The organism is Bradyrhizobium sp. WSM4873, from assembly GCF_055811355.1.
Genome location: NZ_JBVVPS010000002.1, coordinates 434,701 through 460,129, shown reverse-complemented (window position 1 = coordinate 460,129; position 25,429 = coordinate 434,701). Strand labels below are relative to the sequence as shown.

The window sequence follows — 25,429 nt, the reverse complement described above, 5'->3', positions numbered from 1 at the left end:
GGCGTGACGTAACCAGAGGCGGCAAGTCAACATGGGTTTGAGTTCAGCCCTCGCCAGTGCGATGAGCGGTCTGCGTGCCAATCAGGCTGCGCTCTCGATCGTTTCCTCGAACGTCGCCAACTCGCAGACGCCGGGTTACGTCGTCCAGACGCCGAACCAGATCGAGGTCACCACCGGCGACTTCGGCTCGACGGTGACGACGACCGGCGTCAGCCGCGAGCTCGACACCTATGTGCAGAAACAGCTGCGCACCGAGACCGGCGGCAGCGGCTACGCCGACCAGATGGCCAACATCCTGAAGCAGCTTCAGAATGTCTATGGCACGCCCGGCAACAGCGGTACGCTCGAGACAGCGCTGAACAGTTTCACGACGGCACTGCAGGCGCTGTCGACCAACGCGGGCTCGTCGTCGGCGCAAACGGTTGCGCTCGGCGCCGCGCAGACGCTGGCGCAGCAGCTCAACCTCACCACCAAGGGCATCCAGTCGCTGCGCTCCAACGTGGAGCAGGATCTCAGCACCTCGGCGCAGCAGGCCAACGCGGCGATGCAGCAAGTCGCCGACATCAACTCCAGGCTCCAGGGCCTGTCGGAACACGACCCCTCGGCTGCGACGCTGATGGACCAGCGCGACCAGGCCATCAACAATCTGTCGAAATATGTCGACGTCCACGTCACCACCGACGGGTCCAACCAGGCCAACATCTACACCACCACCGGCATCCAGCTGGTCGGCGCCGGGCTGGCCTCGCAATTCACCTTTGCGTCCGCCGGCGCGCTATCGGCGACCTCGCTCTACAACATCGATCCGGCCAAATCCGGCGTCGGCGCGTTCAACATCAAGCTCCCGAACGGATCGTCGGTCGACGTCGTCGCCAACAACGTGGTGTCGTCGGGCCAGATCGCGGCCGATCTGAAGCTGCGGGACCAGACGCTGGTGCAGGCGCAGAACCAGATCGACCAGCTCGCCGCGACGATGTCGAGCGCGTTGTCGGACAAGACCACGGCCGGCAGCACGGTGACCGGCCCGCCGGCCGGCTTCGATCTCGACCTTGCCGGGGCGGCGCCGGGCAACAGCGTCAACTTCAGCTACACCGACACGACCACCAACACGATGCGACAGGTCACGCTGGTCAACGTGACCGATCCGGCGGCGCTGCCGCTCCAGAACCCCACCAACGCCAATCCGATGCAGATCGGGGTGAACTTCTCCGGCGGCATGGGCGCGATCGCCTCGGCGCTCAACACCGCGCTTTCGGGCTCGCATCTGTCATTCGCTGCCGCCCCGTCGCCGGCGACGGCCACCACGTTGCGGGTGACCGACGACAACAGCGGCCTCGCCAAGGTCAATTCGGCCTCGATCACCAAGACGATCTCGTCGCTGACCTCGGGCAATCCGCAACTGCCGCTGTTCACCGATGGTGGGCAGGCGCTCTACACCGGCGCGATCACGGCCTCAGGTTCGCAGATGACCGGCCTTGCCGGACGCATCGCCGTGAACACGCAGCTCACCACCGACCCGACCAGGCTGTCGGTCTACAACACCTCGCCGGTGACGCCCACCGGCGACACCACGCGCTCGGACTATCTCTATTCGCAGCTCACCTCGGCGGTGTTCTCCTATTCACCGCAATCCGGTCTGGGCTCGGCGAGCCAGCCCTTCACCGGCAGCGTCTCGAACTATCTCCAGCAGTTCCTGAGCGTTCAGGGCAATGCCGCGACCCAGGCGACCCAGCTCCAGCAGGGCCAGAGCGTCGTGGTCTCGACGCTGCAGGCCAAGTTCAACTCGACCGCCAGCGTCAATCTGGACTCGGAGATGTCGAACCTGATCCAGCTCCAGAATGCCTATGCCGCCAACGCTCATGTCATGTCGGTGGTGCAGAGCATGATGAATACGTTGATCCAGGCTCAAGTGTAACAAGTAACAGGGCTCTGAAACATGTCGATCAGCAGCATCAACTATTCTTCGTCGGTTCTCGGCTCGCAGATCCGCAACATCAACCAGCAGCTCACCGACCTGTCGACGCAGCTCTCGACCGGAAAGCTGTCGCAGAACTATTCCGGGATGGGCACCAACGAGGGCTTTGCGATCGCCGGGCGCGCGCAGCTCTCCAACATTGGCGCCTATACCGACACGATGACCAACGTCAACGTCAGCATCAACCTCGCCAATACTGCGTTGCAGTCGCTGACCACGATCCGCAACACGGTGCAGACGGGCTCGGCCAACACCGCGCAGGATCTCAACGTCAACGGCCAGACGGTCGCGCAGAACACCGCAGCCGCGCAATTCGGCTCGATGATCGGCGTTCTCAACACGCAGTCCGGCAACCGCTATCTGTTCTCCGGAACCGCGTTCAACACGCCGTCCGTCGCGAATGCCGGCGACATCATCAACGGCACCACGACGCAGGCGGGCTTCAAGACCGTCATGGCGGAGCGGCAGGCCGCCGACCTCGGCGCCAACGGCATGGGCCGGCTGGTGCTGGCGACGCCACAGCCGACGCCGAGCTCGGTGATGGTCTCCGAGGACGCCGCGGTATCGCCGTTCGGCCTGAAGATCGCCGCGGTCTCCTCGACGTTGACCGGCGCGACGGTCACCGGCCCGAGCGGCTCGCCGGTGTCGTTCTCGGTCGACCTCAACGGCGTCAATCCGAAAAACGGCGACAAGCTCAGCGTGCAGTTCACGCTGCCCGACGGCTCGACCGAGCAGATCGACCTGACGGCGTCCTCCGCGACGCCGACGCCCGTCGGCAGCTTTGCGATCGATGCAAGCGTCCCGGTCAACCCGAACAACACCGCGACCAACCTCAATACCGCGCTAAACACCGCGATCAAGAAGCTTGCCGGCACCTCGCTGGTGGCGGCCTCCGCCGTCACCGCCGGCGACAACTTCTTCAATACGGCGGGATCCGCCACCGCGAATGGGGCGGCCACCGGCAATCTGCGCTCCTATACCTCGACGACCGGGACGGGCTCGGTCGCGTTGCAGGACAGCGCGCCGGCGGCTGCGTCGACGACCACGTCGCTCGATCCTTCGGCGACACCCCATCTCAATGGAGCCATTCTCACCGCGCTCGCCAACGCTCCGACCGGTACCACCCTGACCATCACCGGCGCGAGCGGCGCCCATACCATTACCTTCGACCCTACCGTCACCACGGTCGCGACGGCCAGCGGCAATACCACGATCGGATTGGCTTCGGGCAGCGCCGCGAACGTGTCTGATATCTTGAATGCAATCGCGACGGCCGCCGGCATCCCCGCCGCCAACGTGACTCTGAGCGCCGGCGGCAATATCCAGATCGCGACCGGCACGGGCACCGACGTGGCGGTCACCGGCGGCGCGGCGGCCACGGCGCTCGGTCTCAGCAGCGTGACGCGCGGCAGCGTGGCGTCGACGCCTCAGATCACCGGTTCAACTGTGCTGAGCGGCACTGCGACCACTGGCGGCCCGGAAGTGCTCTCAGCGGCGTTCCAGGCGGGGTCGGCGGGTCCGCCTGTCGTTAACCCCGATACGATCACGGTGAACGGTCAGACACTGACTTTTGTCGCCTCGGGCGCCAATGGCCCAAACCAGATCAACATTACCGACAACATCACAGCTCTCCTTGGCAAGATCGATCAGATCACCGGCACCACGAAGCCGTCGACCATCCATGGCGGCGTGATCACGATCAACACGGACGATCCCGGGAGCCTCAACATCACGAGCTCGAACAGCACGGCGTTCGCGGCGCTCGGCTTCACGACCTCCCCGGTTACGGCGGCAAAGGCTCCGCTACGCGTCGGCTCTTCGCCCCTCGGCTCGGCGACGACGCTGGTGAACGGCTCGGCCACCACCGTGCAATGGTACCTGGGCAATGACGGGCCCGGCTCGCCGCGCTCCACCGCGATGGCACGGGTCGACGATTCCGTCACGGTGCAGTATGGCGCACAGGCGAACGAGGACGCCATCCGCAAGGAGCTGCAGGCGGTCGCCGTGTTCGGGACGTTCTCGACCTCGCCGACCGGGCAGTATTCGGGCGGGCAGGTCGCCGCACTGAGCCTGCGGGTGACGCAGGCCCTGACGAAGCAGACCGGCCAGCAGCGCATCGAGGACATCCAGACCGACCTCGCGATGGCCCAGAACACGATGAAGGACGCAGGCACGCGCCAGACCCAGGCCAAGGCGCAGCTCCAGACCATCATCGACCAGGCGGAATCGGCCTCGCCGGACCAAGTCGCGAGCGAGATCCTGTCGCTCCAGAATGCCCTCCAGGCGTCCTACCAGGTGACTTCGAACCTCTCGCAGCTCTCGCTCGTCAAGTTCCTGTAAGGATGCGTTAAGGCGCCGTTAACCATGCCTCTTTACCTCTTGGTGAGGATTGGAGCGGGGCGGAGCCGTCAATGTCGGACACGATGCAGCTGGTGGTGGCGACGCCCTGTTTCGGCGGGCAGGTGTCGAGCATCTATGCGAGCTCGATCTTCGCGCTCCAGCGCGCCGTGCATGGCGTGCCCAATCTCGAGCTCACGGTGCTGCTGCGCGATGGAGACGCGCTGATCACGCGCGCGCGGGCCAATCTGGCCGCGATGTTCCTGGACGATCCCAAGGCGACGCATTTTCTGTTCATCGACGCCGATATCGGGTTCAAGCCCGAGCAGGTGTTCCGGCTGATCGAGTGCGGAGCCGACGTCGTTGCCGGCTGCTATCCGATCAAGCGGGTCAACTGGGACAAGGCGAAGCGGGCGATCGAGGCCGGCCGGGCCGATGTGCCGGCCGCCTCGCTCGACTATGTGCTCGAGATCGAGGACCCCGACCGCATCGTGGTGGTCAACGGTTTTACCCGCGTTCGCTACGCCGGGACCGGTTTCCTGATGATCCGTCGCCACGTGCTGGAAACGATGTGCCGTCATCCGGACTATGCGGCCCTGCAATTCTTCCGCGAGCATTCTCACGATACCCTGGCGGGGAGCCGCAACCGCTTCGCGCTGTTCGAGTGTATGATCGACCCCGCCACTGGCACCTATCTTTCCGAGGACTTCGCCTTCTGCAAGCGCTGGACCGATATCGGCGGCGATATCTGGGCCGACATCCAGAGCTCGCTCGATCACGTCGGGCCGTCGGTGTTCCGCGGCGACGTCGCTTCGCAATTCGCAGCCGCGCCGGCGGCGGCCGATGCGGCGTGAGCCCTCCGGGATGAGCGTCGGCGCCTCCTGTGTGTCAGGCACGGAGCGCGCTTTCGACGGCGGCTCGCGCTATCGCCTGCGCGATCTCTTCACGCCGCTGGATACGTTGCTGATCTCTGGTGGAGACCTGCGGCTGGCGCTCGACCCGAGGGATCGCGTCAACGCCTATGGCTGTGCGGCCTCGCCGAAGCCGGAGATCTGGAATTTCGCCTCCTCGACCGCCTCGACCATCTCGCAAGCCGCCTATGACCGCGCCGCTCTGGCACGCGAAGAACTGATGCACAGGTGCCTTTTCGACGAGGTCGAGATCGCGTTCGACGCGCGCTGCGAGGACATGCGCGAGGAATTGCGCAGCCATCTCCAGCTCGCGCCGCGTGTCGATATCGTGTTTTCGCCCTCCGGTACGGATTCCCAGCTCCACGCGTTGTTCCTGGCGCGTGCGGTGCTTGGCGCCCCGCCGGTGACGATCGTGGTCGGCGCCGACCAGACCGGCAGCGGCACGGTCCATACCGCGCGCGGACATCATTTCAGCGCGATGACGGCAAATGGCATTGTCGTGCGCAAGGATGCCGCCGTCGCGGGCCTCGCCGGCGACAGCATCGCGGTGCCGCTGCTCGATGTCGCGTCCGGCCTCGCGATGCACGCCGATGCAGATGCTGCGGTCATGCGTGCCGTCGAGAACAGCCTCGCGCAAGGCCGCCGCGTTCTGTTGCAGATCATGGATTCGTCAAAACTCGGCTGGCGCGCGCCGAGTGCTGCCTGCCTCGATGAGATCGCGCGGCGCTGGCCGCGCAAGGTTCAGGTGGTGGTCGATGCCTGCCAGGCGCGGCTCGGCCGCCGCCGGCTGCGCTGTTATCTCGATCGCGGCTTTATGGTGCTGATGACCGGCTCGAAGTTTTTCGGCGGGCCGGCCTTCAGCGGTGCGCTGCTGGTGCCGAAAGGTCTGTCGCGGTCACTCGGCCGGATCGGCACGATTGCGCCCGGCATCTTCGACTATGCCGGCCGCTGCGACTGGCCGATGGCCTGGACGGCACTGCGCTCGCGCTTCGAGCGCCGGCCGAATTTCGGTCAATGGCTGCGCTGGGAGGCGGCGCTTGCGGAGATCGGCAGCTACTACGCCGTGCCCGGGGCTTTCCGCGCCAGGATGCTGGCCGAGCTTGCAGCCGGCATCGACAGCATGATCGCGCTGTCGCCGTCGCTTCGTGCCGTTCCAAGCGCAATCGAGACGAGCGCCGCGGACGACGAGGAGTTCGCGCAACGTACGATCTTTCCATTCACGCTGCTGCGCGAGGGCAAGCCTGTCTCGATCGCCGAGACCGGCGCCATTCATCGCGCGCTCGAGCGCGACATGAACCAGGAGATCGGCGGCAGCGCGGCGGACCAGCAGGTCGCCGCGCAACGTTGTCTGATCGGCCAGCCGGTCAGGCTGGAGCGGCCGGACGATGCGCCGCAGGCCGTGCTGCGCCTCTGTGTGGGCGCGCGGCTCGTCACCGAAGCCTGGTCCGCCGACGCCGCACAGGCGCAACACAATTTGCAGCACATTCTCGATCGTATCGCTCACGTCCTGGCGAAGATCGAACTGCTGCTTGACCGTGCCGCGGCTGCGGCCATGCGGGAAAAATCCGCGTTCGAGGTTTGAGATGCAGCATTCCGTTTCCACGCCGAACTATTCCGACCGCATCGGCTTTGCGCAGTTGACGCGCCGGGCCTTCGAGGGCGGCGATTTGCATCCGCTACGCGAACATCTTCTGGCGCGGATCGCGGAGGGGACGGCCGAGGCCGGCGAGGGCCTGGATCTGTCGCTGATCGCCCAGCTCCTCGGCGAGAAGGAGGCCGGGCTGGTGATCCAGAGCGAGGTGCTCTCCTTCCATCAATTGTTTCGTACTCCTTGCGCGGTTCCGAAGCCCCGCCTGCGGGTGCTCGCGCTCGCGGCTGACATCGACATGGGCGGCAATACCCCGATCGAATTCCTGCTCGAAGGCTCCGATATCGAGCTGCTGACGCTCTACGTCATCAAGGGCGTCGGTCTTCCCGAGACGTTGCCCGAGCACGACGTCGCCATCGTGGTCGCCTCCGATTCCGAGGAATGCCGTGAGACACTCGCCGCCATCGAGCAGGCCGCGCCGCGCTGGCCGCGGCCACTGCTCAATCGTCCAGAGCTGATCGGCAATCTCGATCGCGACAAACTGTTCCGGTTGCTGGCGGGCATCCCCGGTCTGGACATTCCCGTGACCGCACACGCGACGCGCGCGCAATTGTTGGAGCTTTCGCAAGGGAAGATCGCCTGCGAGAGCATCACGGGGGAGCTGCGCTTTCCGATGATCGTGCGGCCACGTGGCACGCATGCCGGCGTCGGGCTCGCGAAGGTCGACGATGCCGCGGCGCTCAAAGCCTATCTCGCCGAGCGCGAGGAGCAGAACTTCTTCGTCGCGCGCTTCGTCGACTATGCGAGCCCTGATGGGCTCTATCGCAAGTATCGCCTCGCCATGGTCGCCGGCAAGCCTTACGCCTGCCATATGGCGATCGCCGACCGCTGGGACATCTGGTATCTCAACGCCTACATGGCGTTCAGCGAGGAGAAGCGAGCCGAAGAAGCCGCATTCATGCTCGACTTCGACGGCGCTTTCGCTGCGCGTCATCGCAGCGCGCTCGACGAGATGAGCAAGCGCATCGGCCTCGACTATTTCATCGTCGATTGTGCCGAAAACAACAACGGCGAACTGCTGGTGTTCGAAGCCGACAACACCGCCGTCGTGCACAACATGGATCCGCCCGCCGTGTTTCCCTACAAGCCGCCGCAGATGCGCAAGATCTTTGCCGCGTTCACGGCGATGCTGTCGCGGCATGCAAAGGCGGGCGAGGGGAGTGCAGCATGAACGAGATCATCCGCAACGCGCAAAGCTCCGTCACGCACACTTCGCTCGATCCGCAGGACTGGAGCGAGTTTCGCGCGCTCGCCCATCGCATGCTTGACGAGACGATCGACGGCATCGCCAACGTTCGCGCGCGTCCGGTGTGGCAGCCGATTCCTGACGGCGTCCGCGCGGCATTCAAGGCCGACGTGCCGCGCGAGGCGAGCGATCTCGCCGACGTCTATCGCGACTTCTCCAAACATGTCGCGCCCTATGCGACCGGGAACGTCCATCCGGGTTTCATGGGCTGGGTGCACGGCGGCGGCACCGCCGTCGGCATGCTCGCAGAGATGCTCGCAGCCGGCCTCAACGCCAATCTCGGCGGACGCGATCACATGCCGATCGAGGTCGAGCGCCAGATCGTTGAATGGATGCGTGAGCTGTTCGCTTTTCCGGAGAGCGCGAGCGGCATCTTCGTCACGGGCACGTCGATGGCCAATCTGATGGCCGTGCTGGTGGCGCGAACTGCTGCGCTCGGCACGCTGGCGCGGCAGCACGGCATCGGCAACGACGGCGCACTGCTCACGGCCTACACCTCGCAGGCGGCGCATGGCTGCATTTCACGAGCGATGGACATGGCCGGACTTGGCATCGATGCGCTGCGCAAGATCGGCATGGATGCCGATCATCGCATCGACGTCGCGGCGCTGCGCGCGCAGATCGCGAGTGATCGCGAGGTCGGCTTCAAGCCCTTCCTCGTCGTTGCCTCCGCGGGCACGGTCGATATCGGCGCGGTCGACGATCTCAAGGCGATTGCAGAACTGTGCCGCGAAGAAGGAATCTGGTTTCACGTCGATGGCGCCTTCGGTGCGCTCGCGGTCCTCTCACCCGAGCTCGCGCCGCTGCTCGGCGGAATCGAGCTCGCCGATTCCATTGCGCTCGACTTCCACAAATGGGGACAGGTGCCTTACGACGCCGGCTTCCTGCTGGTGCGCGACGGCGAGCAGCATCGGCGAGCCTTTGCGCAGCCCGCAGCCTATCTGCGTCGCGAGGCGAGGGGGCTTGCAGCGGGCGCGGTCTGGCCCTGCGATCTCGGCCCCGATCTGTCGCGCGGCTTCCGTGCACTAAAGACATGGTTCACGCTGAAGACGTTCGGCACAAATCGGCTCGGTGCGGTGATCGCGCGAAGCTGTGCGCTGGCGAAATATCTGGAGACGCGCGTTCTCGCCGAGCCGCGGCTGGAATTGCTGGCACCGGTCAATCTCAACATCGTCTGCTTCCGTTACCGCGCCGCCGACGAGGTCAATCGCGAGATCGTCGCCGACATCCAGGAGTCCGGTATCGCGGCGCCGTCGAGCACGGCGCTGGACGGCAGGTTTGCGATCCGCGCCGCGATCGTCAATCACCGTACAGAGGAGACCGACATCGACGCGCTGGTCGCGTCCGTGCTGGAATTCGGCGGGCGACGGACCGGGGCAGTGATCGAGGTTGAAGCGCCGCCGCTCGCGGCGCAATAGCATTGATGCATGTCTGAAACGACAACGGCCCCGGGGCGATCCGGGGCCGTTGTCGTTTATGAGGCCTGGCCGTTCGTCCGGCCCGGTCGTTCGCGCGGCGTGGGCCCGCGAACGCGTGGGGTCAGGCGGCGGTGCTGACGTCGTCCTTGTCCGCTTCGGCTTTAGGATGGGTGGCCTCAAACTGGCCGCGCAGCTTCTCTTCATAGGCGATCAGCTTGCGAGCATCTTTGAGCGCGCGATAGAGGTCGCCGTTGAGGATGTTGTTGTTGATGCCTTCGATGATCGGCCAGGAGCTCGGCACCGCGGTGACGATGTCGCGCACCAGGCTGAAATAGGTGCCGTGCTGGGTCTGCGGATCCGGCGAGATGTACATGAGCTGGACCGCCAGATAGACGAGCTTGGCGGGCGAGTCGGCGGTCTCCGGCGTGAGGATGTCGCGCTCGCGCAGGATCGGCACGTTGTCGCCGTCGATCAGAAGGCGAGCGCGCTGGTCGGTGTTGGTTATCACGCAGTTGCCGACGATGATGCGTTCGTGCGGCCTGAGCTCGACTTTAAGGGCCATGCCTGTTCTCCATCAACCTTTTGTAAAGAGCGGCGCGCGTGTCCCGTCGATGACGGCTGCCTGCTCCGATTTGGGTCCAATCCTTGCGCAATGTGGTTAACGGGTCGTAAACATTGGCGACCGCGCCAAAATATGAAACAACTTCAGCATCTTGCGTAATGACGAGGACGCGGTTCGAAAGTTTGCGGGAGAGCATTTTGGGCGCGAAGCAGACAAACCCGGAGTTTCATTTCACGGATTGTTAGAGGCTTGGACGCAACCGTCCGCCGGTCGTTTGATCAATTTCGATCAGACAGGACGCGTAGCTACCAGAAAGGTAACAGTATGTCCGGTATCGTTCTCTCCTCTTCGGTTCGCCAGAACCTGCTCTCCCTCCAGTCCACCGCCGATCTGCTCGCCACCACCCAGTCCCGTCTGTCGACTGGCAAGAAGGTGAACTCGGCGCTCGACAACCCCACCAACTTCTTCACGGCCCAGTCGCTCGACAACCGCGCCAGCGACATCAACAATCTGCTCGATGGCATTGCCAACGGCGTGCAGGTGCTGCAGGCCGCCAACACCGGCATCACCTCGCTCCAGAAGCTGCTCGACAGCGCCAAGTCGATCGCCAACCAGGCGCTGCAGACCACGGTCGGCTATTCGACCAAGTCCAACGTCTCGACCACGATCGCGGGTGCGACCTCGAGCGACCTGCGTGGCACCACGACCTATTCCAGCGCGACCGCGCTCTCCAACGTGCTGTTCTCCGGCGCGGCTGGCGGCGTAACGGCGGCGACCGGCACCACCACTCTCGGCGGCACCATCGGGGCAGTCACCGGCAGCGTTGTGAACGACAACCAGGGTACACCCGCTGCAATCTCCGCGACCACGCTGCTCTACGGTGACGGCGCCGGCGCGGCGACCGGAGGTTTGAGCCTGATTGGCGCCACGCAGTTCACCGACGGCTCGAGCTTCACCGTCAACGGTCACTCGATCACCTTCAAGACAGGCGCTGCTCCGACCGCGGCGACTGTTCCGAGCGGCTACGGCATCAGCGGCAATGTCGCTGCTGACGGCAGTGGCAACTCGATCATCTATCTTGGTTCGGGTGCGGCGAACTCGACGGCGACCGTCGGTGATGTCCTCACCGCGATCGACCTCGCCAGCGGCGTCAAGAACGCTGTCGTCGCCGCCGGTGCTGCAACGATCTCGACCAACGCCACCCAGACCCCATCGGCGATCACAGCCGGCAAGATCACCCTCGAAACCTCGACGGGCGCCGATCTCAGCGTCAACGGCAAGGCCGACCTGCTGAAGACTCTCGGTCTGACCGGTGCCACCGGTTCCGGCAATGCAACGGTCACCGCGAGCCGCACGACGGCTACGGGTAGCCTTGCCTCGCTGATCACCGACGGTTCGACGCTAAACGTCAACGGCAAGACCGTCACGTTCAAGAACGGCGGTACGCCCGCTGCTGCGAACGTGCCGACCGGCTCTGGCGTCACCGGCAACGTCGTCACCGACGGCAGCGGCAACTCGACCGTGTACCTCAACAAGGGCACCGTCGCCGACATCCTGACCGCGGTTGATCTCGCCACCGGCGTGCAGACGGCGTCCAACGCCAGCGGTACGGCAACCCTGAGCACGGCCACCGGCCAGACGGCGTCTTCCATCGTCGCGGGCGCTCTGCACATCTCGACCGGCGCCAATGCGGATCTGTCGGTGACCGGCACGGGCAATGCGCTGTCCTCGCTCGGCCTGACCGGTTCGACCGGCACCGGCACCGCCTTCACGGCAAGCCGTTCTGCGGCGTCGGGCGGCGTTTCGGGCAAGACCTTGACCTTCTCCGCCTTCAACGGCGGCGCGGCGGTCAACGTCACCTTCGGCGACGGCACTGGCGGCACGGTCAAGACGCTCGATCAGCTCAACACGGCTCTTCAGGCCAACAACCTGAGCGCCACGATCGACGCCAATGGCCTGCTCACGGTCTCGGCGACCAACGACTACGCCTCCTCGACGATCGGTTCGGCTGCTGCGGGTGGCACCATCGGTGGCACGCTCACATCGGCGCTGACGTGGTCGAACGCCACCTCTCCGGTTGCGGATGCTGTTGCCCAGGCCACCCGTACCAACCTGGTGTCCCAGTACAACAACATCCTGACGCAGATCGACACGACCTCGCTGGATGCTTCGTTCAACGGCGTCAACCTGCTGAACGGCGACCAGCTCAAGCTGGTGTTCGACGAAACCGGCAAGTCCAACCTCAACATCACCGGCGTGACCTTCAACTCGAAGGGTCTGGGTCTGGCCGGCTTGGTGCAGGGTACCGACTTCATCGACAACGCCGCGACCAACAAGGTACTCACCAGCCTGAACTCGGCCTCGAGCACCCTGCGCTCGGAAGCTTCGACCCTCGGTTCGAACCTCTCCATCGTGCAGGTGCGTCAGGACTTCAACAAGAACCTGATCAACGTGCTGCAGACCGGTTCGTCCAACCTGACGCTGGCGGACACCAACGAGGAAGCGGCCAACAGCCAGGCGCTGTCGACCCGCCAGTCGATCGCGGTCTCCGCGCTGTCGCTGGCCAACCAGTCGCAGCAGAGCGTGCTGCAGCTGCTCCGCTAATAGCGGCTGACATCGCAATCAAGACATGGCGGCGGGGCTTCGGCCCCGCCGCTTTCTTTTTGCGCGCTCCGATGGAGAGGCAAACTGGCAGCTTCGAAAAGTAACCGTTGGTTATGGTTAACGAGAGGCAAACGCCGCAAAAAGCGAGGAGTTTCAGGGTGATCGTCGCTGATCCCGCGTGCTCCTGGAGCCTTATGGTGAACCGGCGCTTACGATGCGAGACCAGGTTTCACTTTTTGTTAGCCATGTCCCCTCAGGCTGTGCCCGTCACTCGATCCGAAGCGATCGAACGAAGACGCGTAAACCAGAAGGGTAAGAGTTATGTCCGGTATTGTTCTCTCTGCGTCGGTTCGCCAGAACCTGCTCTCGCTCCAGTCCACCGCCGACCTCCTCGCCACCACCCAGTCCCGCCTCTCGACTGGCAAGAAGGTGAATTCGGCGCTCGACAACCCCACCAACTTCTTCACGGCCCAGTCGCTCGACAACCGCGCCAGCGACATCAACAATCTGCTCGATGGCATTGCCAACGGCGTGCAGGTGCTGCAGGCCGCCAACACCGGCATCACCTCGCTGTCGAAGCTGCTCGACAGCGCCAAGTCGATCGCTAACCAGGCGCTGCAGACCACCGTCGGCTACTCCAGCAAGTCGAACGTCTCGACCACGATTGCGGGCGCGACCGCTTCCGACCTGCGCGGCACCACGACCTACACCAGCGCGACCGCGCAATCCAACGTGCTGTTCTCCGGCGCTGGCGGCGGCGTCACCGCGGCGACCGGGACGACCACGCTTGGTGGTACGGCCGCTGCGTATGTCGGAACCGCTGCGGTCAACGACAACAACGGCGGCGGTGCGGCGGCCATCACCGCGAGCACGCTGCTCTACGGTGACGGCTTGGCTGGTGCAACGAGCGGCCTGGGCCTGATTGGCGCCACCCAGTTCACCGACGGCACGACCCTCACGGTCGACGGCCACAGCATCACCTTCAAGGCCGGCGCCGCTCCGGGCGTCACGGGATCGACCAACAGCCTGCCGAGCGGCTACGGCGTCGATGGCGGCGGTACCGGCAGCATCGCGACTGACGGCAATGGCAACTCGGTCATCTACCTCGGCAGCGGTGCGGCGAACTCGACCGCAACGGTCGGCGACGTCCTGAAGGCGATCGACCTTGCGGCGGGCACCCGCGGTGCCACGATCGCGGCCGGCGTTGCCACCATCAACGCCAACAACACCAGCCAGACCCCGGCTGCCATCACCGCCGGCAAGATCACGCTGGACAGCTCGACCGGCGCCGATCTCAGCGTCATCGGCAAGGCTGACCTGTTGAAGGCGCTCGGCCTGACCACCGCGACGGGCTCCGGCAACGCGACCCTGACGGCGGCCCGCACAACTGTCTCGGGCAGCCTTGGTTCGCTGATCACCGACGGATCGACCCTGAACGTCAACGGCAAGACCATCACGTTCAAGAACGGCGGCACGCCGCTTCCTGCAAACGTGCCGACGGGATCCGGCGTCACCGGCAACGTGGTCACCGACGGCAACGGCAACTCGATCGTCTACCTGAACAAGGGCACCGTCGCCGACATCCTGAGCGCGGTCGATCTCGCCACCGGCGTGCAGGCAGCAACCATCGCTTCGGGTGCTGCAACCCTGGCGACGGCCAGCGGCCAGACCGCGTCCTCGCTGGTTGCCGGTTCGCTCCACATCTCGACGGGCGCGAACTCGGATCTGTCGATCACCGGCTCAGGCAATGCCTTGTCCGTGCTCGGCCTCACCGGCTCGACCGGCACCGGCACCGCTTTCTCGGCGACCCGCTCGGCGTCGGCCGGCGGTGTCTCGGGCAAGACCTTGACCTTCGCCTCCTTCAACGGGGGCACGGCGGTCAATGTCACCTTCGGCGACGGCACCGGTGGCACGGTCAAGACGCTCGATCAGCTCAACACGGCTCTTCAGGCCAACAACCTGGCCGCCACGATCGACGCCAATGGCCTGCTCACGGTCTCCGCGATCAACGACTACGCATCCTCGACGATCGGATCGGCTGTCGCTGGCGGCGGGATCGGCGGCACGATCACGACGGCCCTGACCTGGACCAACGCGACCGCGCCGACGGTCGATGCTGTTGCCCAGGCGAGCCGTTCCAACCTGGTCGCCCAGTACAACAACATCCTGTCGCAGATCGACACGACCTCGGTCGACTCGTCCTTCAATGGCGTGAACCTGCTGAACGGCGATCAGCTCAAGCTGGTGTTCGACGAGACTGCGAAGTCGAGCCTGAGCATCACCGGTGTGACCTTCAACTCGAAGGGGCTGGGTCTGGCCTCGCTGGTACGGGGCACCGACTTCATCGACAACGCGGCGACCAACCGGGTGCTCACCAGTCTCAACGCGGCCTCAAGCACGCTGCGCTCGCAAGCCTCGACCCTCGGTTCGAACCTGTCGGTGGTGCAGGTGCGTCAGGACTTCAACAAGAACCTGATCAACGTGCTCCAGACCGGCTCGTCCAACCTGACGCTGGCCGACACCAACGAGGAAGCGGCCAACAGCCAGGCGTTGTCGACCCGCCAGTCGATCGCGGTCTCCGCGCTGTCGCTGGCCAACACCTCACAGCAGAGCGTGCTCCAGCTGCTCCGTTAATAAGCCACTGAAATCACAAGACAAATACAGCGGCGGGGCCTCGGCTCCGCCGCTTTTTTGCGTGTGCGGTGACCGTGCAGACGTGCAGCCGGTGCCAGGAAGGGGGCGCTAACTCGGCATTAACCGTATCCCTTAAACCGTCGTTAACCATACTTTAAAGGACAGCCCCTAAAAGTGGACAAAAGCCCGCTTTCCAGATCTGCGAGCCCCGATTCGTACCCGGTTCAAGAGGAAGACCAGCCAATGTCCAACATCGTTCTCTCGGCGTCCGTTCGCCAGAACCTGTTGTCACTGCAGTCGACGGCCGACCTGCTGGCCACGACGCAGCAGCGCCTCTCGACCGGCAAGAAGGTCAACACGGCGCTCGACAACCCTACCAACTTTTTCACCGCGCAAGGGCTGGACAACCGCGCGAGCGACATCAGCAACCTGCTCGACGGCATCAACAACGGCGTGCAGGTGCTGCAGGCCGCCAACACCGGCATCACCTCGCTGCAAAAGCTGATCGACAGCGCCAAGTCGATCGCCAACCAGGCGCTGCAGACCACGGTCGGCTATTCGACCAAGTCCAACATCACGACCACGATCCCGGGGGCTACGCCAGCCGATCTTCGCGGCACCACGAGCTACACCTACGCAACCGCAACCGGCAATGTCGTCACCAACGGTACTGCCGGCGGTACGACTCCGATCACTGGCACGACCACGCTCGGCGGCATTTCGCAAGCCCTGACCGGCAATGCCGCTCCCGACGGTGCTGGCACGGTAGCAAGCCTGGCCGTGGGCCTGACGCTGCTGGGCGCGCCGAGCGGCACCACCATTGCGGCGAACGGTGCGCCGTCGGACGGCGACGTCTTGATCGTCGACGGCAAGACCATCACGTTCCGGGCCGGCGCTGCGCCCGCGGTGGCCAGCGTTCCCGCCGGTTCCGGCAAGAACAACAACGTCGTTACCGACGGCAATGGCAATTCGACCGTTTACCTCGGGACAAACGCAGTCCCGGCTGCAAACGTCCAGGACGTGATGGACGCGATCGATCTTGCGACCGGCGTGCAAAAGGCGGCCATCACGGGTGGCACTGCGACGTTATCGCTCTCGTCGGGCGCCGTGGCGTCCGTCGCCGCCGGCCAGCTCACCCTCACCACCGGCACGGGCGCGGACCTCAGCATCACCGGCAAGGCCGACTTCCTCAAGGCGCTTGGCCTTACGACCGCGACCGGCTCCGGCAATGTCAATGTGAGCAAGGCGCGTCTGACGAGCCCCACGACGCTGGGCACGCTCATCCATGACGGCTCCACGCTGAACGTCGACGGCAAGACGGTCTCGTTCAAGAACGCGGCCGTCCCTGCTGCCGCTCCGACGGGGTCGACCAAGATCGGCAACATCGTGACGGACAATAACGGCAACTCCGTCGTCTATCTCCAGGGCGCCAGCGTTCAGGATTCGCTGAACGCGATCGACCTGGCGTCGGGTGCCGGCATCGTCAGCGGCGCCGCCGTGGCTGCGGCCAGCGGTTCGTCGCTGTCCACCGTCGTCAACGGCGCGCTCAAGCTCAGCACCGGCACCACGGCCGATCTGTCGATCACGGGAACCGGCAATGCGCTGTCCTCGTTCGGGCTGACCGGTCCGACCGGTACCGGCACGGCCTTCACGGCCGGTCGCGCGCCCGGAGCGGGCAGCATCTCGGGCAAGACCTTGACCTTTACCTCGTTCAACGGCGGCACGCCGGTCAACGTGACCTTTGGTGACGGTACCAACGGCACCGTCAAGACGCTCGATCAACTGAATTCTCAGCTGCAGGCGAACCATCTGACCGCGACGATCGACGCCAACGGCGTGCTCACGATCACCACCGTCAACGAGTATGCCTCCTCGACGCTAGGCTCAGTGACCGCCGGGGGCGCGGTCGCCGGCACGATCACGGGTGTGATCGCTTTCACGACCGCCCAGCCGCCGATCCAGGATCCGGTCGCGCAGACCGCGCGCTCAAACCTGGTCAACCAGTTCAACAACATTTTGGCGCAGATCGATACGACCTCGCAGGATGCGTCCTTCAACGGCGTGAACCTGCTCAACGGCGATACGCTGAAGCTGATCTTCAACGAGACTGGCAGCTCCACACTCGGCATCAACGGCGTGGTCTTCAACGCGGCGGGCCTCGGTCTCAGCAACCTCGTCAACGGTATCGACTTCATCGACAACGGCGCCACCAACAGGGTGCTCGCCAGCCTCAACGCTGCCTCGAGCACGCTGCGCTCGGAAGGTTCTGCGCTCGGCTCCAACCTCTCGATCGTGCAGGTGCGTCAGGACTTCTCCAAGAACCTGATCAACGTTCTGCAGACCGGCTCGTCCAACCTGACGCTGGCCGACACCAACGAGGAAGCGGCGAATAGCCAGGCGCTCTCCACCCGCCAGTCGATCGCGGTCTCCGCGCTGTCGCTGGCCAACCAGTCGCAACAGAGCGTGCTGCAGCTGCTCCGCTAATTTCGCGGCGCAAGCTTGCTCATCGATTTCGCGGCGGGGCTCACGCTCCGCCGTTTATTTTATGGAGATCGCTAAGGCAGGATTAGCTGAGATGGACGCGCACCACGCGTGACGCGTTTACAGCGTGCACATGCGCGTCTAGCTTCACGATGACGAAGAACTCCGAGACCCGTAATAATCCGGAGTGCTTCCAAGCACACATGTAAGCAAATCTTAAGCGGTGCTGCCTAGGGTTGGGAAAGAAATCCTTAAGCGCGTTCAACGGGCTAGGTAACCTCCAGGGTGTGATTGATGTCGAATTCCGCTGCCTCGGCCTACGCGCGTGTTGCAACGACCACCGCATCTCCTCGCGACATCGAAGCGCAGACCCTGCTCAAGGCCGCGAACAAGCTTCAGGATGCGATCAACAGCGCGGAGCCGTTCAGCGAGCAGACCACGCAGGCCCTGATGTTCAATCGCAAGCTCTGGACGATTTTCCTGAGCGAGGCCATGCGCGAGAACAATCCGCAGCCGATCGACGTCCGGCAGAAGATCGCCAATATCAGCGTGTTCGTGCTGAGTCAGACCGCCGCGCTGCAGATGAGCCCGCAGCTCGATCACTTCCGTCCGCTGATCGAGATCAACCGCAATATCGCCGCTGGTCTGTCCGGCCGTCCGTGATCGAGCACGGCTCGTTTCGCCTCGGCAATACCAAATTCAAGTTGACGGATAGCGGCAAGGTGCAGATCAAGAACGTCGTCACCGATCTCGCGACCGGTTCGAGCGATCTCGATGTTGCCCTTGCGAAGCTCGACGCCTGATAGTCAGGCGCTGCGGTCTGTGGTTGCCGGACGTGAGGGCTCGGACTTCAAATCCTGCGCATGGAAATAGGCCCGCCGGCGCAGCATTGCTTCGTCGGGGAACTGGTTGACCACCGCGTCGGTCCTGTCGTTGACGACCTGGAAAACGAACGATGCCGCCGCCTGGTCGAACACGACCTGGCGCGAGACGTTCTCGCTGCTTCGCAAATCATTGCGTGCAGGCGCGCTGGCATCGCCGGCGGCCACTGTCTGGCTCACGGGCAGATCGGTTTGCACGGCCTCGTTCGCCGCCGCATTCGACGTCGTTACGATCTGCACGGCGGCCGGTATCCCCACCGGCCTGATGCTGAAATCTGTACTCATGGCAGCCTCCTGGTTGCCTCACGTGAGTCAAATCCCAACCCCTCTCAATACGCAACCATGGAACACCGGGATTGAACATCCGGTAAGGAAACGTGCCTAACCACGCGACGATGTTGCCGCGCGGTTTTTCGTAAAATTGTCGCTTGTTGTTGCGCGCGCTCAGAGCGAGCGGCTGACCGCGAGCGGCGTGATGTGGCGCGGGCCCGGCGCGGCGCGTCGTCCCGCGGCCGTGTAGGTGTTCGGCACGTTGCGCTTCTGGATCTCGGCGTTGACGCCGCGCACGACGCTCTCTGAGACGGCGTGAGCGGTTGCGAGGACGGTGAGGTTGACCTGCAGCATCGCGCGGAATGCATCGTGGTGCCGATGCAACGTCGAGAGCAGCTCGGGCGCGGATTTGGCGAGCTGGGCCTGGTTCGCCTTCAACTGGGTGACGGCGCCGACATAGTTTCGCGACAGCTCCTGCTTCTTGCTCTCGAGGGTCATCGCCTCGCGGACCTGGCCGGCGCGTACGAGCTCGGTCTCGCGCTCGATCAGGCCGAGCAGGGCACTCATCGCGTCCATCAACTGCTCGGCGATCTTGCGCGCCTCGGCGCTGCCGGGTGTGGTGTTCGGGCGCTGCGCTTGCACCGGCTGACGCGAGGCGTTGAAGTGGTTCATCTCGTTTGACCTTATGCCGTGCGGATCGTTTTTGCCTGCTGCATGATCAGGGTGCGATAGACGTCGGTGGCGATGCCGACGCCGCCGGCGTTGGCGAAGTTCTTGGAATATTGCTCGGTCAGCATCGAGCGCCACACGCCGGTGCCAGGCGTGTCGCCGAACGGGCCTTCGCCCTTCAGGCCCGAGGTCATCTGCGAGAACATGCTGTTGAGGAACATCGCCTCGAAGTCGGTGGCGATCTTCTGCGCCTTGGCCTGCTGCTTCGGCGAGACCTTTTGCAGTGCCGCCGCGAGATCGAAGTCCGGCCGGCCGTTGCGGCTCTCCACCGAGAAGGCGGAGCTGGCGACGCGGGCGGTGTTGACCATGCCGGTCTGCATCACATCACCTCGATGTCGGCTTCGATCGCACCGGCGGCCTTGATCGCCTGCAGGATGCTGATGAGATCGCGCGGGCCGATGCCGAGACCGTTGAGGCCGTCGACGAGCTGCTGAAGCGAGACGCCGTCCTTGACCACGGCGAACTTCTTGCCGTCCTCGGTGACGCTGACGCCGGTGCGCGGCGTGACCACGGTGCGTCCCCGCGACAGCGGGTTGGGCTGGCTGACCTGCGGGCTCTCGGAGATCGTGACGGTGAGGTTGCCTTGCGCCACCGCGACGGTGGCGACGCGGACGTCGCGGCCCATCACGATGATGCCACTGCGTTCGTCGATGACGATCTTGGCGGCGAGGTCGGGATCGACCTGGAGCTGCTCGATCTCGGTGAGAAAGGCGACGACGTTGCCCTTGAACTCCGGCGGGACCGAAAGCTGCACGGTCGAGGGATCGATCGGCTCGGCGGTCTTGACGCCGAGATAGTCGTTGATCGCGGCGGCGATTCGCTTGGCCGTGGTGAAGTCGGCATTGCGCAGCGCAAGGCGGACGTTCGGCAGCCGATTGAGCGCGAACTCGATCTCGCGCTCGATGATGGCGCCGTTGACGATGCGGCCGACTGTCGGAACGCCGCGGACGATCTTCGCCGCTTCGCCCTCGGCCTGGAAACCCGAGATCGCGAGCGAGCCCTGTCCGACCGCATAGACGTTGCCGTCGGCGCCGAGCAGGGGCGTGACCAGCAGGGTGCCGCCGCGCAGATCCTTGGCGTCGCCGAGCGCGGAGACGGTGACGTCCATGCGCGTGCCCTGGGTGGCGAAGGCCGGCAGATTGCCTGTCACCATCACGGCGGCGACGTTGCCGGTGCGGATGGTGGCGCCGCGGATGTTGACGCCCATGCGCTCGAGCATCGCTTGCAGCGACTGCTTGGTGAAGGGGATGTTGTTGAGGGTGTCGCCGGTGCCGTTGAGGCCGACGACGAGGCCGTAGCCGATGAGCTGGTTCTGCCGCACGCCTTCGATGTTGGCGAGATCCTTGATGCGCGATGTCGCGCTTGCAGAATTGACCGAGAGCACCAGCGCTGACAGCGCGGCGCAGGCCACCCCCACAAGTCTCACCCAACGAACGCTTGGCATCCTCTGCTCCCCGAGGCTCCTCAAATCAAAGGACCATCACGACACTCCCATGACGAGCTGGTCCGACGCTGTCCTTGCGAGCGCTGTGCCAACTCGGGGCAGTGGGGGTAGGTAGCTGAATAGGTTGAGTAAATCTGTTTCGAGCGACCTCAGCCTGTGTTGTCCCTGAGGAGCGAAACTGCCGCCTGTCGGCAGATTTTGCCGGGCTGTTTACGGGCCGTTAACCATAAAACGGCGAATGTGGCGCATCGATCACCCGGATTGCTTCCGATGCGCATCTACGGACCGAACGGCACCACGCTTGGAACGCCGGCCAGCCAGGCCAGGCGGACGAGCTCCGGCACCTTCGTGTTGCCCGACACCTCGTCGGCGCCGGAGACGCGAGGCGCCGCCGCACCGAAGGCCGCCGCCAACATCGACGGGCTGCTCGCGCTGCAAGGCATCGAGGAGGATCCGGTCGAACGTCGCAAGCGCTCGGTCGTGCGCGGAAAGACCGCGCTCGACGTACTCGACGATCTCAAGATGGGGCTTCTCTCCGGCAAGCTCGACGCCTCGACCGTGATGCGGCTGCGTGACGCTGCGGCGAACCTGAAATCGTCCTCCGGCGATCCAGGCCTGGATTCGGTGCTGTCCGAGATCGAGCTGCGCGTCGAGGTCGAGCTCGCCAAGGCCGGGCAGGCCTAGCGTCTTACGCCGCTTCATCCTTCAACTGCGAATCGTAGCGGCGCTGGGCGGCGAGCACGTCTTTCAGATTCTGCTCGGCCCAATCGCGCAGGGGATCGACGGCGGCGGCGAGCGTTACGCCGAGTTGCGTGATCGAGTATTCCACGGTCACAGGCACGGTTGCGATCGCGTGACGCTTGAGCAATCCGTCGCGCTCGAGCGACTTGAGAACCTGGCTCAGCATCTTCTGCGAAATGCCTTCGATCGTCCGGCGCAACTGATTGAAGCGCATCGGCTCCTCGCGCAGCAGCAGCAGGATCAGCACCGCCCATTTGTCGCCGACGCGGTCGAGGATCTGTCGCGTGGGGCAGTTCGCTGCATAGACGTCTGGCTTCATCGTCGAGTCCTCGCAATCCATTCCGCTGATTTGCCGGCCGCTGCCGGTTACTCCTGTGTAATCAGGTAAGCGCAAAGTGCTCTCTTAACACCAGCGCTCTTTGCGATATCTAGTTACCCATAGTTACCACAGAAGCAAAGGAGCCTTCCATGAAAATCGCAGTTGCCGGCGCCTCGGGCCGGGCCGGGTCGGAGATCACCAAGGAGCTGTCCCGCCGCGGCCACGCGGTCACGGCCATCGCCCGCAACCCCGAGAAGATCGCGGCCCTGCCGAATGTCACCCCCACCAAGGGGGACGTGCTCGACCAGCCAGGCCTTGCCAAGCTGTGGGCCGGGCACGACGTCGCCGTGAGTTCCGTGCACTTCCTGGCCAGCGACGCGCTCAAGCTGATCGGCGCGGCCAAGGACTCGAAGGTCGGTCGCTACCTCGTCGTCGGCGGAGCCGGCAGCCTGGAGGTGGCTCCGGGCGTCAAACTGGTGACAACTCCCGGTTTTCCGGCTCAGTACAAGGCCGAGGCGGAGGCGGGCTCGGCCTTTCTCGAGCTGCTGCGGCAGGAGAAGGAGCTGAACTGGACCTTCATTTCGCCGTCCGCCCTGTTCATCGAGGGGGAGCGCACCGGCAAGTTCCGGCTTGGCACCGATCAGCTTCTCGCAGATGCGAACGGGAAGAGCTGGATCAGCTTCGCGGATTACGCCATCGCGCTCGCCGACGAGATCGAGCGGCCGGCCCATGAGAGGCGGCGTTTCACGGTCGGCTACTAGGCCTTCGGCCGCCCCCAGGCCCTCCAGGATAAACCTTCCTGTGCAAGGGCTTGGGGGCGCCGGTCGGGCGATCAGGGAAACATTGTCTGTCACAGGAGGCCGCTATATAACGCCCCGCTCAGCGGACCCCGTTCCGCGTACGAGTCGTTGCTTAGACAGATAGGCCGCCCTTGGAAAAGTTGAAAAACTACCGACCGACCGAAAAAGAGCCTTTCATGAACGACAGGCAGAAGGAGTACTTCCGCTTGAAGCTCCTCGCCTGGAAGGATGAGATCCTCAAAGAGTCCAAGCTCACCCTGCAAGCCCTGCAGGAGGAGAACGTGAACCACCCCGATCTCGCCGATCGGGCATCGTCCGAAACCGACCGCGCCATCGAACTCCGTGCCCGCGACCGCCAGCGCAAGTTGATCGCCAAGATCGACGCCGCGCTCCAGCGTATCGAGGACAACACCTACGGCTATTGCGAGGACACCGGCGAGCCGATCTCGTTGAAGCGGCTCGAGGCCCGTCCCATCGCGACGCTCTCGGTGGAGGCGCAGGAGCGCCACGAGAAACGCGAGAAGGTCTATCGCGACGAATAGAGTCCGAGCCGCAGCGATGCGGCTCTTTGTTTTTTGAACGCAAGGCGCGCCTTTTCGCGCCGTGATTGGCGTTTTGCCTGTCGCTTGCAACCGGGCGTTCGGCGCGCGAGCGCAATCTCGAAAAGTGAATCGCGATCAATGGGCTAGGCTCAACTCCTCCGAGCTCACGTGAGTTCGGATGAGAAACAGCCTTCACTTCAGGTGCGGGAGGTTTTGCGAGTCGCATCAAGGACATCGACTCGAATGCTGAGGCACTGATCCAGCAGCTTCACGCCTCGCTGCAATCAGGCCTGATGCGACGCTGCAAGGCGCGCATCCCCATAAAGCCTGGACCAGCTCAACATTTCCTTAAACGCCGGCAGCAGGCCGTAAGCCGCATCCGTCAGCCCGTACTCGACCCGCAGCGGCTTCTCCGAGAAGGCGGTGCGCGACACCAGCCCGTCCTGCTCGAGCTCGCGCAGCTGCACGGTCAGCATGTGCTGGGTGATACCGCCGATCGATCGTCGCAAAGCGCCGAAACGAACCGCGCCGTTCATCAGCGCGAACAGGATCTCCAGCTTCCATTTTCCGCCGAGGGCATGGATGGTCCGCTTGAAGTCGGCGAGCAGGGTGGGGTCGGGGCTGCAATCGCAGTCGCCCTCGCAAATGCTTGTCAGGTTTTCCATACCGGTCTCGAAATCCATTCTACTTGTTCGGCAGCAGATAGTGACCAGATGCGGCGCTGGGCAGGGCCTGCGCGGAACCAATTCGCCGGTCCCGAGCAAAGGGAAATTTGACAATGAGCACCGTTCTGGTCACCGGCGGATCCGGCTTCGTCGGCATTCATGTCGTCCTGCAACTTCTGGCCGACGGCCACGAGGTTCGGACGACGGTGCGCCGGCCGGACCGGAAAGCCGAGGTGCGGGCGATGCTGTGCGAGGGCGGCGCGGCCTCGCCCGACAGCCTGTCCCTCTTCACCGCGGACCTCACGGCAGACCAAGGCTGGCGCGAGGCAGTTGCGGGCTGCGACTACGTGCTGCATGTCGCTTCGCCTTTGTCGACCAGCGTGCCCGCGGACGAGAACGAGATGATTATCCCGGCCCGGGACGGCACGCTGCGGGTGCTGCGTGCCGCACGGGAGGCCGGCGTCAGGCGCGTCGTCATCACCTCGTCGCTGGGCGCGATCGGTTACGGCCATCCGCCGCGCGACAAGCCGTTCGACGAGTCCGACTGGACTAATCTCGACGGCGCCGATGTGCAGCCCTACGTCAAGTCCAAGACATTGGCCGAGCGGGCGGCCTGGGACTTTGTCGCGCGGGAGGGCGGCGGGCTCGAATTGTCCGTCGTCAACCCCGCCGGCATTTTTGGCCCCGTACTGGGGCCGGATTTCTCCGGCTCGATCGAAATTGTCAAATCGCTGCTCGACGGCGCCATGCCGGCGGTGCCGCGGGTCTATTTCGGCGTGGTGGACGTGCGCGACGTCGCCGAGCTGCACCTGCGGGCGATGACGGCGCCCGAGGCCAACGGCGAGCGCTTCATCGCGGTCTCCGGCGCGACGATGTCGATCCTCGACATCGCCAAGTTGCTGCGGGAGGAACTCGGACCGGCCGCGCGCCGGGTTTCTCGGCTCCAGGCTCCGGACTGGCTGGTGCGGCTCGCCGCGAACCGGATTCCGCTGTTGCGCGCCGTGGTGCCGATGCTCGGAAGGGTCAGGCATTCCACCAGCGTCAAGGCGAGGTCGCTGCTCGGCTGGCAGGCCCGTTCCAACGATGAAGCGATCCTCGCGACGGCCGAGAGCCTGATTCGGCTCGGCTTGGTCAAGGACTGAGGGCACCCTTGGCCGTTCTTCGGCCCGCGCTTGTCACGCCCCGGCCGGGATGCTGAAGTGCCGCCTCTGATTGCGTAGCG

General features: G+C 64.6%; 22 protein-coding genes. 15 read left to right on the top strand and 7 right to left on the bottom strand.

Annotated elements, in window-relative coordinates; translation table 11 throughout:
• Positions 1 to 31: 31 nt before the first annotated feature.
• The 6 genes from flgK to AC0L21_RS06310 all read left to right on the top strand — a co-directional run bounded on the left by flgK (position 32) and on the right by AC0L21_RS06310 (position 9,535).
• Entirely contained in the window at positions 32 to 1,915 is a 1,884-nt protein-coding gene (flgK, locus tag AC0L21_RS06335; protein ID WP_473259323.1) for a flagellar hook-associated protein FlgK, read from the top strand.
• 21 nt (positions 1,916 to 1,936) lie between these two features.
• Positions 1,937 to 4,315, top strand: coding sequence for a flagellar hook associated protein (locus tag AC0L21_RS06330; protein ID WP_473259320.1), 2,379 nt, complete (start codon positions 1,937 to 1,939; stop codon positions 4,313 to 4,315).
• Positions 4,316 to 4,386: 71 nt separating this feature from the next.
• Complete coding sequence (locus AC0L21_RS06325; RefSeq protein ID WP_473259318.1) at positions 4,387 to 5,166, top strand: hypothetical protein; 780 nt, start codon at positions 4,387 to 4,389, stop codon at positions 5,164 to 5,166.
• Entirely contained in the window at positions 5,156 to 6,805 is a 1,650-nt protein-coding gene (locus tag AC0L21_RS06320) for a hypothetical protein (protein WP_473259316.1), read from the top strand. The genes AC0L21_RS06325 and AC0L21_RS06320 overlap by 11 nt, the downstream gene beginning before the upstream one ends.
• A gap of 1 nt (position 6,806) precedes the next feature.
• Complete coding sequence (locus tag AC0L21_RS06315) at positions 6,807 to 8,042, top strand: ATP-grasp domain-containing protein (protein ID WP_473259314.1); 1,236 nt, start codon at positions 6,807 to 6,809, stop codon at positions 8,040 to 8,042.
• Positions 8,039 to 9,535: a pyridoxal phosphate-dependent decarboxylase family protein gene (locus AC0L21_RS06310; RefSeq protein WP_473259311.1), complete on the top strand. Its 1,497-nt coding sequence runs from the start codon at positions 8,039 to 8,041 to the stop codon at positions 9,533 to 9,535. Before AC0L21_RS06315 ends, AC0L21_RS06310 begins: the two co-directional genes overlap by 4 nt.
• Positions 9,536 to 9,656: 121 nt before the next feature.
• Here AC0L21_RS06310 and flbT read toward each other — a convergent pair whose 3' ends face one another.
• The gene (gene flbT / locus AC0L21_RS06305) at positions 9,657 to 10,097 is read right to left on the bottom strand and encodes a flagellar biosynthesis repressor FlbT (RefSeq protein WP_473259308.1); all 441 of its coding nucleotides are present in this window, start codon (positions 10,095 to 10,097) and stop codon (positions 9,657 to 9,659) included.
• Between the two features lie 324 nt (positions 10,098 to 10,421).
• Here flbT and AC0L21_RS06300 point away from each other — a divergent pair, with 324 nt between their 5' ends.
• From AC0L21_RS06300 to AC0L21_RS06280, 5 genes are all read left to right on the top strand, one after another.
• Entirely contained in the window at positions 10,422 to 12,701 is a 2,280-nt protein-coding gene (locus AC0L21_RS06300; protein WP_473259306.1) for a DUF1522 domain-containing protein, read from the top strand.
• Positions 12,702 to 13,022: 321 nt separating this feature from the next.
• A complete protein-coding gene (locus tag AC0L21_RS06295; protein ID WP_473259304.1) occupies positions 13,023 to 15,335 on the top strand; it encodes a DUF1522 domain-containing protein in 2,313 nt (770 codons plus the stop codon).
• 243 nt (positions 15,336 to 15,578) lie between these two features.
• Entirely contained in the window at positions 15,579 to 17,819 is a 2,241-nt protein-coding gene (locus AC0L21_RS06290; protein WP_473259302.1) for a DUF1522 domain-containing protein, read from the top strand.
• Positions 17,820 to 18,110: 291 nt separating this feature from the next.
• Entirely contained in the window at positions 18,111 to 18,479 is a 369-nt protein-coding gene (gene flaF, locus AC0L21_RS06285; RefSeq protein WP_473259299.1) for a flagellar biosynthesis regulator FlaF, read from the top strand.
• Positions 18,476 to 18,619 (top strand): hypothetical protein, encoded by a 144-nt coding sequence (locus AC0L21_RS06280; protein WP_473259296.1) that lies wholly within the window; start codon positions 18,476 to 18,478, stop codon positions 18,617 to 18,619. The genes flaF and AC0L21_RS06280 overlap by 4 nt, the downstream gene beginning before the upstream one ends.
• A gap of 3 nt (positions 18,620 to 18,622) precedes the next feature.
• Here AC0L21_RS06280 and AC0L21_RS06275 read toward each other — a convergent pair whose 3' ends face one another.
• The 4 genes from AC0L21_RS06275 to AC0L21_RS06260 all read right to left on the bottom strand — a co-directional run bounded on the left by AC0L21_RS06275 (position 18,623) and on the right by AC0L21_RS06260 (position 21,140).
• Positions 18,623 to 18,982 carry a hypothetical protein gene (locus tag AC0L21_RS06275; RefSeq protein ID WP_473259294.1) on the bottom strand — a complete coding sequence of 120 codons (360 nt, stop codon included), beginning with the start codon at positions 18,980 to 18,982 and terminating at the stop codon, positions 18,623 to 18,625.
• Between the two features lie 159 nt (positions 18,983 to 19,141).
• Positions 19,142 to 19,639: a hypothetical protein gene (locus AC0L21_RS06270; RefSeq protein WP_473259292.1), complete on the bottom strand. Its 498-nt coding sequence runs from the start codon at positions 19,637 to 19,639 to the stop codon at positions 19,142 to 19,144.
• Between the two features lie 11 nt (positions 19,640 to 19,650).
• Positions 19,651 to 20,016 (bottom strand): flagellar assembly peptidoglycan hydrolase FlgJ, encoded by a 366-nt coding sequence (gene flgJ, locus AC0L21_RS06265; RefSeq protein ID WP_063995718.1) that lies wholly within the window; start codon positions 20,014 to 20,016, stop codon positions 19,651 to 19,653.
• A complete protein-coding gene (locus AC0L21_RS06260; protein WP_473259289.1) occupies positions 20,016 to 21,140 on the bottom strand; it encodes a flagellar basal body P-ring protein FlgI in 1,125 nt (374 codons plus the stop codon). The genes flgJ and AC0L21_RS06260 overlap by 1 nt, the downstream gene beginning before the upstream one ends.
• Before the next feature lie 270 nt (positions 21,141 to 21,410).
• Between AC0L21_RS06260 and AC0L21_RS06255 the strand changes: the two genes are divergently transcribed.
• Entirely contained in the window at positions 21,411 to 21,824 is a 414-nt protein-coding gene (locus AC0L21_RS06255) for a flagellar assembly protein FliX (protein WP_007602121.1), read from the top strand.
• A gap of 4 nt (positions 21,825 to 21,828) precedes the next feature.
• Here AC0L21_RS06255 and AC0L21_RS06250 read toward each other — a convergent pair whose 3' ends face one another.
• Positions 21,829 to 22,200 carry a winged helix-turn-helix transcriptional regulator gene (locus AC0L21_RS06250; protein WP_007602122.1) on the bottom strand — a complete coding sequence of 124 codons (372 nt, stop codon included), beginning with the start codon at positions 22,198 to 22,200 and terminating at the stop codon, positions 21,829 to 21,831.
• A 149-nt stretch (positions 22,201 to 22,349) separates the two neighbouring features.
• Here AC0L21_RS06250 and AC0L21_RS06245 point away from each other — a divergent pair, with 149 nt between their 5' ends.
• Positions 22,350 to 22,961, top strand: a complete 612-nt coding sequence (locus AC0L21_RS06245) for an NAD(P)-dependent oxidoreductase (protein ID WP_473259287.1) — start codon at positions 22,350 to 22,352, stop codon at positions 22,959 to 22,961.
• Positions 22,962 to 23,176: 215 nt separating this feature from the next.
• Positions 23,177 to 23,542 carry an RNA polymerase-binding protein DksA gene (gene dksA, locus AC0L21_RS06240; RefSeq protein ID WP_008554760.1) on the top strand — a complete coding sequence of 122 codons (366 nt, stop codon included), beginning with the start codon at positions 23,177 to 23,179 and terminating at the stop codon, positions 23,540 to 23,542.
• 284 nt (positions 23,543 to 23,826) lie between these two features.
• Here dksA and AC0L21_RS06235 read toward each other — a convergent pair whose 3' ends face one another.
• On the bottom strand, positions 23,827 to 24,225 hold the full coding sequence (locus AC0L21_RS06235) for a winged helix-turn-helix transcriptional regulator (protein WP_473259285.1): 399 nt from the start codon (positions 24,223 to 24,225) through the stop codon (positions 23,827 to 23,829).
• A 95-nt stretch (positions 24,226 to 24,320) separates the two neighbouring features.
• On the opposite strand from AC0L21_RS06235, the gene AC0L21_RS06230 reads away from it, so the two are divergent.
• Entirely contained in the window at positions 24,321 to 25,349 is a 1,029-nt protein-coding gene (locus tag AC0L21_RS06230; RefSeq protein ID WP_473259283.1) for an SDR family oxidoreductase, read from the top strand.
• Positions 25,350 to 25,429 lie beyond the last annotated feature (80 nt).